Here is a 13391-nt window from a genome sequence, read left to right on the forward strand (position 1 = left end):
TTGAAAGATACGTTCGTAAAAAAGGAAGAACTTGAAAAGATCGCGGCCCGGTTTCCGACTCCGTTTTATCTTTATGATGAAAAGGGGATCCGGGAGAACGTGCGCAGACTGCAGAAGGCTTTTGCGTGGAACAACGGCTTCCGTGAGTATTTTGCGGTGAAGGCAACGCCCAACCCGGTCATTCTGGAAATCATGAAGGAAGAGGGCTGCGGGGTGGACTGTTCCTCGCTGACCGAGCTGATGCTTTCCGACGCGGTGGGTTTTCACGGACAGAACATCATGTTTTCGTCCAACGAAACGCCGCCCGAGGAATTTGTGCTGGCAAAAAAGCTGGGCGCTTTGATCAATCTGGACGATTTTACGCATATCGATTTTCTGAAATCCACGGCGGGCATTCCGGAAACCATCTGCTGCCGCTTCAATCCGGGCGGGACCTTTCAGATCAGCAACGCCATTATGGACACGCCGGGGGAAGCCAAATACGGCTTTACCCGCGAACAGCTGGAGCAGGGATTTGTAAAGCTGAAGGAGCTGGGGGCCAGGCGCTTCGGCATCCACGCTTTTCTCGCCAGCAATACGACGGACGACGGGTATTACCCGACGCTGGCCGGTATCCTGTTCCGTACGGCCGCCGACATCTACCGTAAAACGGGCATTGCGGTTTCTTTCATCAATTTGTCCGGCGGCGTAGGAATTCCCTACCGCCCCGAACAAAAGCCGGCCAATATCGCAAAGATCGGGGAGGGCGTCCGCAAAGCCTTTGAGGAGATCCTCGTTCCGGCGGGCCTGAAGGACGTGGCGATCTACACCGAGCTGGGGCGCTTCATGCTTGGGCCGTACGGCTGTCTGGTGACGAAAGCGATTCACGAAAAACATATCTATAAGGAATATATCGGGGTGGACGCCTGCGCGGCCAACCTTCTCCGCCCCGCCATGTACGGCGCTTACCACCATATTACGGTGATGGGGAAGGAAAATGCTCCCTGCGACCACAAATACGACATTGTCGGAAGCCTGTGTGAGAACAACGACAAATTTGCCATTGACCGCATGTTTCCGAAAATAGACATGGGGGACCTTCTGGTGATCCACGACGCCGGCGCGCACGGCCATGCCATGGGCTACAACTACAACGGCAGGCTGCGTTCCGCGGAGGTGCTGCTGAAAGAGGACGGGTCGGCGCGGCTCATCCGCCGCGCGGAAACCCCGGCCGATTATTTCGCGACCCTTGATTTTCTGGGGCTGTTTCCGGAAAACGGCGGCCGCGGGAAAGATGATTGAGTTTATCCCGCCAAAATAGGATGATATAACAAAAATGGCTTTGCGGAAAACCCGCAAAGCCATTTTTCATTTTAATCCATTAGAATTCAACTTTCCAAAGGCCGTGAAGATTGCAGTACTCGTAAACCGTGCCGGATTCGGCGTCGTTGAACTCCGCTTTCGGGTCCATGCCGGGCTTCAGATGCACGATTTCCAGCCTGTCGCCGGACTCCAGCGCAATCCATTCAATATGATGCTCCGGAAGCATGGGGTGAATGGTGGAACCGATCTGAACCTTGAGTTTTCCGTCTTCCCTTGTGATAAACGGAACGTGCTTTTCGGTTGCGGCGTCGGTGGTGTTTGCTTCCAGCTTCGTCATGTTCTGGCCGCAGCAGGTAAGGGTGCCGCCGCCGCTCCTGATCAGCGCTACCATATTGCCGCAAATCTCACAGCGGTAAAAAACAACTTTTGACATTTTTACAACCTCATTTCCATCATTTGATTCTCAATCAATAAAACAGCAAATAAAAGATGTGCCGTGCGGTGCCGGGGCTTCGGGTCATTCAAAAACGACGATAGCCTGCCTGCGCCTGATGCGGAGCAGAACGGTTTCCAGAATACGGAAGCAGTGGTTAAGGTCCTTTTGCTCCAGATAAGCGGCGGCAAGGTCCTGCCCGACCACCAGATCGACGTTTCTCGGCTCGGTGCAGACGAGCACCGCTTTGTTATTTCCCAATACGGGGCTGCTGACAATATTGCCGTTCAGCAGCTTTTTCACACGATCAATTTCCAGTAGACCCGTTCCCGGCTGAATCCGCTGCATCTGCAGATACAGGTCGGGGCTGACCGCGAGCGCATAAGTGCCGTAAACGTTTTTTGAAATCAAAAGCTGGACTGCCGCGGCGATATCGGTAAACGCGTTTTCTCCCTCGGACCAGTCTTTCTTTTCGATCCGGTTTGTTCCCGCCGCGGTAAGAAGCCCTTCATAGCCCAGTCCCTCGTCTCCGAAGAAGATCAGCCGGTCCTCTTTCAGGGCGCAGGCCTCGGCGGAAGCCATAACGGCGGATAAATCCGCCGGGTAGCCGGATTTGCGGCTGCTTTCCAGATCTTTTGCCAAAAGGGTGGCGTCGTCGTAAACGGTGGGGATTTCCACGTGCTTTCTGCCGGCGGTGACCGTCAGCCCGTCTTTGGTGACTTCCCCGATCTTGTCCGCGTCGTCAATCGCGATGCTGTCCGCTCCGATGCCGAGAGGCCCGAAAATATGTAAGAACCTTCTGCCCGCCAGAATACGGCGCGCCGATTCCACTACGGCGGTGTCAATTTGTTTCCAAAGCTCCTGCGGTACCGGGGAACCTTCTCTTGAAAGATAATCCATATGATCAGCTCCTTTACAGATTTATTTATTTGCCCAGCAGACTGCCTACCGTCTGTTCGGGGGCGCCGTCGGCGGGCTCTGCGGACGCTTCGGAAATTCCCAGGTCCTCCAGCATCTCTCTTACTTCCGCTTCACCGGAGGCGAACAGCTCCGCTTCTTTCGGGTCCAGCTGCCGGAGCAGCGTCATCAATTCACCGATATGGGCCTTTTCTTCATCGCGGATATCGCTGATGACCGTTTTGGCCAGTTCATTGTCCGTGGCCTGAACGTGGGCGTCATAAAGATAGATGGCTTCCAGTTCCCCTGCGATGTCCAGACGGATGGCCTGAACGAGTTCCTCATGGGTTAATTTTCTTTCAACGTTTGCCTGAAAAGGATTTGCAAAAGCCGGCATTTTTCTCAACCTCCTGTTATGATTGTTATTTTTTGACAGATTCGACGGAATCCAATTTGTTTTCTGTAAATATCTGTCAAATGCCTCTTTTATATTATAGCAATATTTTTACAAACAGCAAAGAGATTTCCGAAATATTTTATATTCCCTTTACAATTCCGTAATCTGTTGAGAAATCCGTACGGGCCGGTTGACAGAAGCCGCACGGATATATTATAATCAGGTCATAAAAACATAAGGGCTTTTATTACTGACGGATAATTGTGGATTCACCACAGTGGAATAAAGGCCTTCCTTCAGCCGACCGTCTGGGCAGCATTTGGTTTTACCGAGTGGTGCTCTTTTTTTATTGAAAAGAGGGGCCGGATGCTTTGTTTCATGGAAAGGAGTCAACCAATGGACCATCAGGCATGGAAGAATTTCAAGGGCGGAAGCTGGCGGGAAAGCATTGACGTCAGAAACTTTATCCAGACCAATTACAGGCCGTATTCGGGCGGCGAGGCGTTTCTCGCCCCCGCCACGGAGCGCACCCGTGGGCTGATGAAAAAGCTCGACCGCCTGCTGGAGCTGGAACAGGAGTTCGGCGGCGTGCTGGATATCGACACGCAGACGGTCAGCTCGCTCACCAGCTACCGGCCCGGCTATCTGGATAAGGAGAAGGAAATCATTGTGGGCCTGCAGACCGACCGCCCACTCAAAAGGGGCGTGAACCCCTTCGGCGGCCTGAACATGACGCGCAGGGCGTGCGAAGCTTACGGCTACCGGCTTTCCGAAAAGGTGGAGCAGGAATTCCGGTACAGGACGACCCACAACGAGGGCGTTTTCCGCGCCTACAGCGACGAGATCAAAGCCGCCCGCCACTGCGGCGTCATCACCGGGCTGCCGGACGCCTACGGCAGGGGAAGGATCATCGGCGACTACCGCCGCGTCGCGCTGTACGGCGTCGACCGGCTCATTGAGGAAAAGAAAAGGGACAAGCGGAAGGCAGCCTCACAGAGCATGGAAGCGGATAACGTCCGCCTGCTGGAGGAGCTGTATCAGCAGATCACCTTTCTGGGGTATCTGAAGGAGATGGCGGCCCTGTACGGCTTTGATATCTCCCAGCCGGCGCAGAACGCGAGGGAAGCGGTGCAGTGGCTGTACTTTGCCTATCTCGGCGCCATCAAGGAGCAGAACGGCGCCGCCATGAGCCTGGGCCGCGTCAGCACCTTTCTGGACGTCTATTTTGAGCGCGACCTGCAAAGCGGCTTGCTGACGGAGGAACAGGCTCAGGAGATCACCGACGATTTTGTCATGAAGCTGCGCATGGCCCGCCACCTGCGCACCCCGGAGTACAACGAGCTTTTCGCGGGCGACCCGATGTGGATCACGGAGGCGGTCGGCGGCATGGGCGAGGACGGCCGGACCCTTGTCACCAAAAGCTCCTACCGGATTCTGCACACGCTCTATAATCTGGGGCCTTCGGCGGAACCGAACCTGACCGTGCTGTGGTCGGCGGATTTGCCGAAAGCCTTTCAGCGCTACGCCGCGAAGGTTTCCTGCGACACGGACGCGATCCAGTACGAAAACGACGACGTGATGCGCCCCGTGTTCGGCGACGACTACGCCGTCGCCTGCTGCGTTTCCGCCATGCGGGTGGGAAAGGACATGCAGTTTTTCGGCGCGCGCGCCAATCTGGCAAAGCTGCTGCTGATGAGCCTGAACGGCGGCCGGGACGAAAAGAGCGGCGTTCAGGTCGCCCCCGCGCATCCCCCCTATGAGGGCGAATACCTCGAATATGACCGGGTGCTGAAGCTGATGGACGTCTACCGGGAGTGGCTGGCGAAAACCTATGTCGGCGCAATGAACGTCATCCATTATATGCATGACAAATATGCTTATGAAAAAACACAGATGGCCCTGCACGACACCGACGTCCACCGTTTTATGGCGTTTGGGATCGCGGGAATGTCCGTCCTTGCGGACTCTCTGTCCGCGATCAAGTACGCGAAGGTAAAATGTATCCGCGATGAAACCGGGCTGATTACGGATTTTGGGACCGTCGGGGAATATCCCGCCTTCGGGAACGACGACGACCGGGTGGACTCCATCGCGCAGGAACAGGTCAGGCTGTTCTATGAAGAGCTGAAAAAGGTCCCCGCCTACCGCGGCGCGGAACACACGCTGTCCATTCTGACGATTACGTCCAACGTCGTCTACGGCAAAAAGACCGGCGCCACACCGGACGGCAGAAAAGCGGGGGAACCCTTCGCGCCCGGCGCGAACCCCATGCACAACCGCGAGAAAAACGGCGCGCTCGCCGCGCTGAACTCCGTCGCGAAGCTCTCCTACGAGGTCTGCAAGGACGGCATCTCCAATACGTTCTCCATTGTTCCGCAGGCGCTCGGGCATACGGAGGAGCAGCGTTACGGCAATCTGGTCGCTGTCCTGGACGGATACTTCCGGCAGAAGGCGCACCACATCAACGTCAATGTGCTGAACAGGGAAACGCTGCTGAAAGCCTATGAGGACCCGGAGTACTGCCCCAACCTGACCATCCGCGTCTCCGGCTACGCCGTGAATTTCCACAAGCTGTCCCGGCAGCAGCAGCGCGAGGTGCTTTCCAGAACCTTCCACGAAGCGATGTGAGGAAAAAAGGAACCTTCTTATGCGTCTCAAAAATATCCCGGCACACGCCGGGATATTTTTGGTCGTCATGATCACAATAAATTCCGGACAGGGCATCCTGATCCCGGCGTCCCGAATCATCCCGGCGGATATCCCCGTCTGCAATGAAAAATTTAACTCTTGACAAAGTAAATTAAATTGCATACAATAGAATTGTAAAAAATACAATTTGAAAGGTGATCCTTTATGACGATTTATGATTATTCCATTCAGACGATGGAGGGAAAGACCGTTCCGCTTTCAGAATTAAAAGGCAAGGTGCTGCTTCTCGTCAATACGGCAAGCAAGTGCGGCTTTACTCCGCAGTACGAAGGTCTGGAAAAGCTTTATCAGACCTATCGCGAACAGGGTCTTACGGTAATCGGTTTCCCCTGCAATCAGTTTGCGGAGCAGGAGCCGGGAACAAACAGCGAGGTACAGGAATTCTGTAAGCTGCGGTATGGGGTTACTTTTCCGCTTTCGGTGAAAATTGACGTTCGCGGGGAAAACGCGGACCCGGTTTTCCGCTACCTGACCGGCCACACAACCTTTGAAGGCTTTGGAAAGGGCGTAAAAAGCAGGACGCTGGAACTGATGCTGAAAACGAAATACGGAAAAGAGTTCAGCGACAGCTCCATCAAATGGAATTTTACAAAATTCCTGATCGACAGGGAAGGAAACATTGCCGGACGTTTTGAACCGACGACGACGCCTAAGGACATGGAATCCGCAATTAAGGAGTGCCTGTAATTTGGATGCGCGTCCCGACGATCTGTTAAAGCTCGACAGCCAGCTTTGTTTTGCGCTTTACGCGTGCTCAAAGGAAGTGATCCGCCTTTATAAGCCGTACCTCGAACCGTACGGCCTTACGTATACGCAGTACATCACTTTGCTGGTGCTGTGGGAAAAGGACAAGCTCAGCGTGTCGGAGCTGGGAAGCCGGCTGCTTCTGGATTCAGGCACCCTGACCCCGCTTCTGAAAAAGCTGGAAAAGCAGGGGCTTGTCGAACGTGTGCGCAGCGCCCGCGACGAGCGGAGCGTACAGGTTTGTCTGACGGAAAAGGGAAGAAGCCTGAAAGGATATTTTCTGGACCTTCCTCGGAAAATGTTCTGCTCTACGGGCCTTGCTCCGGAAGAAGCCCTTCGCCTTAAGGAAATGCTTTCTCAGCTTCTCGGGAACATCCGGGCCGTACGGAAGGACACCGATGCTTAAGGCCCTGAGTTTTTTATAGGTGTTTGCCGATGAAATCCTGTTGACAGAGCGCCTGAGAGATGATATGATAAAAAGACACAAAAACAATATTTCCTGAGGGAGTAGTTTGCATGCGGTCCGCCGCGTGTGTCAAGTCAACAGCATGGCCGGTTCCGGTCTGGCTTGCCTTAATGAACAAGACTCATGTATAGCTTTGTATGGGCTGTACATGAGTTTTTTTTATCATAATACATATCATAATCATCAGTTGAATGAATGAGAGGAAGAAATTACGCATGAAGTACTATTTAGCAGATTTGGACCAGGTCCTTGAGCAGGTCCAAAGCAGCCCGCAGGGCCTGTCACAGGCCGACGCGGATTCCCGTTTGCAGCGCGACGGAAAGAACAAGCTGGCCGAAGGCAAAAAGGTTTCCGTACTGAGGCGGTTTGTCCAGCAGCTCGGCGACCCGATGACCATCATCCTGATCGTCGCCGCGGTCATTTCGGGTATTACCGCGTTTTACGCGCACGAATCCTTTGCGGATGTCTTCATCATTATGATCGTCGTCCTGATCAACGCGGTGCTTGGCGTCTATCAGGAAAGCAAGGCGGAAAAAGCGATTGAAGCGCTGCAGGAAATGTCCGCCGCGACCTCGAAGGTCCTGCGCGGCGGCAGCGTCGTGACGATGAAAAGCGAAGACCTGGTCACCGGCGACGTGGTTCTGCTGGAAGCGGGCGACGCCGTCCCGGCCGACTGCCGCATGATTGAAAGCGCAAGCGTAAAAATCGAGGAGGCCGCCCTGACGGGCGAGTCGGTGCCGGTCAACAAGATCATTCAGGCGCTGACGCTGAAAAAAGAGAAGGAAGTGCCGCTCGGCGACCGCAAAAATATGGCGTACATGGGCAGCACCGTCGTTTACGGCCGCGGAAAAGCGGTGGTCGTCGCGACCGGCATGGATACCGAAATGGGAAAAATCGCCGACGCGCTCGCAAACGCGAAGGACAGCGTTACCCCGCTCCAGATCAAGCTGAATCAGCTCAGCAAAATCCTGAGCCGTCTGGTCATCGGCATCTGTATTTTCATCTTTGCGTTCAGCCTGATTAAATCGGGAGATTTCAGCGGCCAGGTCGTGCTGAACACCTTCATGGTCGCGGTCAGCCTTGCCGTCGCGGCGATTCCCGAGGGGCTCGCAACCGTCGTGACGATCGTGCTCTCCATCGGCGTTACCAACATGTCCAAACGAAACGCCGTCATCCGGAAGCTGACGGCGGTGGAAACGCTCGGCTGCGCGCAGGTGATCTGTTCCGATAAAACCGGCACGCTGACACAGAACAAAATGACCGTCGTGGAGCATTACTCGGAAGACGAGCCGCTGCTTGCCACCGCAATGGCCCTGTGCAGCGACGCCGAGCTGGGCAAAGACGGCGAAGTCACCGGGGAACCGACGGAAGCGGCGCTTGTCAGCTACGCCGCCAGCCTGAAGCTCGATAAAAACGAGCTGAAAAAGACCAATCCGCGCGTCGGCGAAGCGCCGTTCGATTCCATGCGCAAAATGATGTCCACCGTTCATTCTCTCGCTGACGGAAGCTATATCCAGTACACGAAGGGCGCCCCGGACGAGGTCATCAAAAAATGCACCCATGTCCTCAAAAACGGCCAGGCCGTGCCGATGACGGAGGGCCTGCGCGGGGAAATCCACACGCAGAACAAGGCGATGGCGGGCAAGGCCCTGCGCGTGCTCTGCGCGGCATTTAAGAAATATGACGGCATGCCCGCTTCCTTTGAGCCGTCCGATCTGGAAAACGGCCTGACCCTGATCGGCCTGACCGGAATGATCGACCCCATCCGTCCCGAGGTTGTGGACGCGATTCAGGAGTGCAGGGAGGCCGGCATCCGTCCGGTCATGATCACGGGCGATCACCGCGATACGGCGGTGGCCATTGCGACCCAGCTGGGGATCATCACGGACGAGTCGCAGGCGATTACCGGCGCCCGGCTGGACGAAATCAGCGACGACGAGCTGAAGGATACCATCGGGAATTATTCCGTTTACGCCAGAGTCCAGCCGGAGCATAAGGTCCGTATTGTCAACGCATGGAAAACCAACGGGATGATTACCGCCATGACCGGCGACGGCGTCAACGACGCCCCGTCGATCAAAAGCGCCGATATCGGCGTGGGCATGGGAATTACGGGCACGGACGTCACCAAAAACGTGGCGGACATGGTGCTTGCGGACGACAACTTCGCCACCATCGTTTCCGCGGTGGAGGAGGGCAGAAGAATCTACGACAATATCCGGAAGGCCATTCAGTTTCTGCTGGCTTCCAACCTGAGCGAAGTGCTTTCCATTTTTGTCGCCACCCTTCTGGGCTTTGTCATTCTGAAGCCGGTGCACCTGCTCTGGATCAACCTGATTACCGACTGCTTCCCGGCCCTGGCACTCGGGATGGAGGAGGGGGAAAAGGACCTCATGCGGCGCAGTCCACGCAATCCCCGCGACGGCATTTTTGCCGGAGGACTCGGCACGGACGTCGCCTATCAGGGGGTTCTGGTCACGGTTGTCACCCTGTCCGCGTATTTCATCGGCCATTTTCTCGAATCCGGGGCCTGGGAAATCACCAACAGCGCCGACGGCATGACCATGGCTTTTCTGACCATGTCGATGGCGGAGATTTTCCATTCCTTCAACATGCGTTCCCAGCGCCATTCGATTTTCAGCATGAAGAAGCAGAACGGATACCTGATCGGCGCCATGCTCGTGTCGCTGCTGCTGACCACGGCCGTGATCTATATCCCTGCTCTGGCGTTTGCCTTCCAGTTTGAAGAAATCTCCCTGCTGGAGTATTCAGTCGCGCTGCTGCTTGCTTTCTCAGTAATTCCGATTGTGGAAATCGTGAAAGTGTTCCAAAGAAAATTCGCAAAAAATTCCACTTATGGGAATTGATTTCTCTTCGGTACGGCGGAATAAAAACGAATCGGGAGCACATAATAAGTTCTGGGTACATTGAATGATTCTTAACGGATCAGTACCCTTTTAAACGAAAAAAGATTGGCAAGCAAAGATTTAATCATGAATACTGGGAGATGGTTAAGTTGAACAGATCAGTCTGGGAACCTATCATGATCCGTGCAGTAACGCCTTTATGAAGACCCAAGGATAAGTTTGGCTGAACTCATTGATTCTCAAGTTTTGACAATTAAATACGAGCTTGGAGGGGCGGAAATTCCGAATGGGATTTCCGTCCCTTTTCTTTTTTTCGCATTTCTGCATTCCGGCCTGTGCCGGAATATTACTGGAAAACAAAAAGTTTTGACAATAAATTTGGGGCCCAATCTGGTTATTGAAAGAAATCTGTGCTAAAATATAGGTACTTTTAAAGTACATATAACACAGGGTGTATGGGAGTATTTGCGATGATACCGACCGGGCGCCGTAACGGCGAAAACCATGCGGATCGATTTTCGGCCGGGCGCCTGCCGGCGGTTCCCATGTGTTTTTGGGGGGTATCCATGAAAAGGTTTATCAAATTTGCCGACGGGCTGCTGATTGTATCCTTCTGCCTGACTCTGGTTTCGGTTGTTTCGGGGACCGGCCGGCAGGGGAACGCTGTTTCGAACGGCGTTTTGGATATCGGCGCCGCCGGCCTTTCCTCACCTGTTCCGATGACCGGGGTTTGGGAGTTTTACTGGGGACGGCAGGTGAGCCCCCGGGGGAGGATAACGGATGCGGACAACAAACAGCTTGTTCCGGTTCCCGCAAACTGGACGGCGTACCGTGATGCGGACAATAAACCCTATTCACAGGAGGGATACGCCGTCTACCGGGTGGTTCTGAAAGCGCCGAAGGGCCTTTGCCTTGGGGTGAAGTTTCCCCAGATCGGTTCTTCCTATCGGCTGTGGATCGACGGAAACGCGCGTTTCGAAAGCGGCCGGGTCGGGAAAACCGCGGCGGAATCCAGACCGCAGTGGACGACGCAGTCTGTTTTCTTTCAGACGCAGCGGGAAGACACGGAAATTCTGATAGAGGTTTCCAACTTCGATTATTTCCGTTCGGGCCTGACGATTCCCATTTTGGTGGGAACCCAGCAGCAGATCCAGCGGCTGGGCGATCAGGGCTTGTTTATGGACACCTTTCTCTTTTCGTCCCTGTTTGTGATGTCGGTGTTTTTCTTTCTGCTGTATTTTGTGCGTTCTCACGACAAGGCCCACATCTGTCTGGCGCTTTTTGCGGCGGCTATCTCCCTGCGCCCGCTGCTGTACGGCGAGTGCTATTTCAATAAGATTTTCCCCGGCATCAATTTTCAATTCAACACCAAGCTGTATCTGGTCAATTTCCTGGTGATCCAGCTGATGTGCCTGTTTTTTTACTATCAGTATCAGGAACTGTCGAGCAGAAGGTTTATGCGTGCCAGCGGAGCGGCGGTGTCCGCCATTGTTTTTGTGGGCGTTTTCCTTCCGGCCCGGTATATGCTGTATCCGGTTGTTTTGCTGGAAGCGATGATTCCCGTCGCCGTCGCCAACTGCCTTGTGACGCTGGTGCGCGCAATGAGAAAAAAATACGAAAACGCCGAAATCAACCTTTTGAGCGTTCTGCTCCTGTTTTTCCTGTCCATTGTGGATATCCTGAAAAATAACGGGCTTACCGTGATAAACCTTTATTACACTCCGATCGCAATGCTCGTCGTCACGTTCATTCAGGTCTTCCTGCAGGTGGGAAGATTCAGGGAAAGCACCCTGCTGAACGAAAAGCTGGCCAATGAGGTCGGGATCAAAAACCTGAAGCTGGAATACGCGATGAAGCAAAGGAGCGTTACGGAAAAACTCAACAACGGACTGAGAGCGATGGTCTCCACTTTGGAAACCGAGGGCCTTCTGGTCAGCATTCTGGAAAATCTGTATCAGATTATCGAATTTGAAAGCGCCGTCATGGTTTTGCGGGTGAACGAGAACCTGGGTTATATCGTGACCAAACTGAATCACGAAAAGGTGGTCTGCCGCAGGTATTCCGGGAGGATCGCCCTCAGGGATCAAAATCAGCCCGAGAACCGAAACGGCGGCGGAAAAATTTGCGTACACGATCTTTACAGCCGGGACAGAGACGGAAAAGTCCTGATCGCAAAGCCTCTTTACTATAATCATAAGCTGTTCTCCGTTATAAAAATGATTGTCAGCAAAAGCAGGGAGATTTCTGCCGGAGACCTGGAGCTGGTGGATATCTATACGGAGCAGTCGATTTTGGCGCTTCAAAACGTAAAATCCTATGAAAAAATCAAAGAATTGGCCCTGTATGACGAGCTGAGCGGTATTTACAACCGAAGGCAGCTGATGAAGCTCGGCATTATGGAATATATTTCAGCCAAAGAAGCCGGCTGCGATTTTTACGCAATGATGCTGGACATCGATTTTTTCAAGGCCGTCAACGATACATACGGCCATCTGTTCGGCGATAAAATCATTAAAAACATCGCGAATATCTGCAAACGGTGTATCCCGGCCAGCGCAGTGGTAGGGCGGTACGGCGGCGAGGAATTCCTCATTTTCCTCAGGGACATGGAACAGGCGGACGTCAGCCTGCTGGCGGAAAAGCTGAACGGGGAAATCAGAAGCTGCAGCTATTCCTTTGAGGGCAACGACCGTATTCACGTGACGGTCAGTATCGGCGTCGCAAAAGGGAAAGAGGAGCGGGTGAACCTGTACGACCTGATCAATCGCGCGGACAAGGCGATGTACCTGGCGAAAAACGAAGGGCGCGACTGCGTCCGATGGTTTGCGCAGGAATGAGAACCCCTCTGTTTATTGACAGGATGTTTTGTATTGTGCTATAATAAAAACCGGGAATGAAGTTCTCCCGTAGCAAACGCTAAAATTGCTTTTTAAGCTGATGACTTCTGTGATATCACAGCGGGTTGTCGGCTTTTTTATTTGCAAATCAGAAAATTCAAGATGCAGGAGGGACTTTTTTTGAATATTTGGCACGAGATTTCTCAGGACAGAATTCATGCGGACAGCTTTTTCGCGGTGATTGAAATTCCCAAGGGCTGCAAGACGAAATATGAGCTGGATAAGGAATCCGGCTTTCTTTCCATGGACCGTATCCTGTACACTTCCGCGCATTATCCGGCGAATTACGGTTTTATTCCGCGTACCTACGCGGCGGATCACGATCCGCTGGACGTGCTGGTGCTCTGCTCCGAGGACATTCAGCCGCTTTCTCTGGTGCGCTGTTACCCCATCGGGGTGATCTCCATGGAGGACGGGGGCTTTGTGGACGACAAGATCATCGCGATCCCGTTCGGCGACCCGACCTTCAACGAATACCGGAACATCGACGAGCTGCCCCCGCATATTTTTGACGAAATGATTCACTTTTTTGCGGTGTATAAGGAACTGGAGGGCAAGGCCACGGCGGTGGACTACATCCGCGGAGTGCAGGACGCGAAACGGATCATACAGGAAAGCATCGACGCTTACACGGAAAAATTCGGCGGTGCCAACGCCTGATCTCCCCTGTCGGAAACGG

10 protein-coding genes and 2 riboswitches are annotated in these 13391 nt (G+C 53.8%); of the genes, 7 read left to right on the plus strand and 3 right to left on the minus strand.

Annotation, left to right across the window (positions count from 1 at the left end):
- A complete protein-coding gene (locus tag ACQGQ5_RS12375) occupies positions 1 to 1281 on the plus strand; it encodes a diaminopimelate decarboxylase (RefSeq protein ID WP_455736810.1) in 1281 nt (426 codons plus the stop codon).
- A gap of 79 nt (positions 1282 to 1360) precedes the next feature.
- Here ACQGQ5_RS12375 and ACQGQ5_RS12380 read toward each other — a convergent pair whose 3' ends face one another.
- The 3 genes from ACQGQ5_RS12380 to ACQGQ5_RS12390 form a co-directional block, all read right to left on the minus strand.
- The gene (locus tag ACQGQ5_RS12380; protein ID WP_455736811.1) at positions 1361 to 1735 is read right to left on the minus strand and encodes a desulfoferrodoxin family protein; all 375 of its coding nucleotides are present in this window, start codon (positions 1733 to 1735) and stop codon (positions 1361 to 1363) included.
- Positions 1736 to 1819: 84 nt separating this feature from the next.
- Positions 1820 to 2635: a family 1 encapsulin nanocompartment shell protein gene (locus ACQGQ5_RS12385; protein ID WP_455736812.1), complete on the minus strand. Its 816-nt coding sequence runs from the start codon at positions 2633 to 2635 to the stop codon at positions 1820 to 1822.
- A 25-nt stretch (positions 2636 to 2660) separates the two neighbouring features.
- Positions 2661 to 3029, minus strand: a complete 369-nt coding sequence (locus ACQGQ5_RS12390; protein WP_455736813.1) for a demethoxyubiquinone hydroxylase family protein — start codon at positions 3027 to 3029, stop codon at positions 2661 to 2663.
- 236 nt (positions 3030 to 3265) lie between these two features.
- Positions 3266 to 3350, plus strand: a riboswitch (ZMP/ZTP riboswitch).
- Positions 3351 to 3425: 75 nt separating this feature from the next.
- On the opposite strand from ACQGQ5_RS12390, the gene pflB reads away from it, so the two are divergent.
- From pflB to ACQGQ5_RS12420, 6 genes are all read left to right on the plus strand, one after another.
- Complete coding sequence (gene pflB / locus ACQGQ5_RS12395) at positions 3426 to 5657, plus strand: formate C-acetyltransferase (RefSeq protein WP_455736814.1); 2232 nt, start codon at positions 3426 to 3428, stop codon at positions 5655 to 5657.
- Positions 5658 to 5882: 225 nt separating this feature from the next.
- Positions 5883 to 6425: a glutathione peroxidase gene (locus ACQGQ5_RS12400; RefSeq protein ID WP_455736815.1), complete on the plus strand. Its 543-nt coding sequence runs from the start codon at positions 5883 to 5885 to the stop codon at positions 6423 to 6425.
- Position 6426: 1 nt separating this feature from the next.
- Positions 6427 to 6888 (plus strand): MarR family winged helix-turn-helix transcriptional regulator, encoded by a 462-nt coding sequence (locus ACQGQ5_RS12405; RefSeq protein ID WP_455736816.1) that lies wholly within the window; start codon positions 6427 to 6429, stop codon positions 6886 to 6888.
- A 275-nt stretch (positions 6889 to 7163) separates the two neighbouring features.
- A complete protein-coding gene (locus ACQGQ5_RS12410) occupies positions 7164 to 9815 on the plus strand; it encodes a cation-translocating P-type ATPase (protein WP_455736817.1) in 2652 nt (883 codons plus the stop codon).
- A 566-nt stretch (positions 9816 to 10381) separates the two neighbouring features.
- Positions 10382 to 12652, plus strand: a complete 2271-nt coding sequence (locus ACQGQ5_RS12415) for a sensor domain-containing diguanylate cyclase (protein ID WP_455736818.1) — start codon at positions 10382 to 10384, stop codon at positions 12650 to 12652.
- Positions 12653 to 12695: 43 nt separating this feature from the next.
- Positions 12696 to 12769: riboswitch (Fluoride riboswitch) on the plus strand.
- Between the two features lie 63 nt (positions 12770 to 12832).
- The gene (locus ACQGQ5_RS12420; protein ID WP_455736819.1) at positions 12833 to 13372 is read left to right on the plus strand and encodes an inorganic diphosphatase; all 540 of its coding nucleotides are present in this window, start codon (positions 12833 to 12835) and stop codon (positions 13370 to 13372) included.
- Positions 13373 to 13391 lie beyond the last annotated feature (19 nt).

The organism is Caproiciproducens sp. (assembly GCF_053840905.1).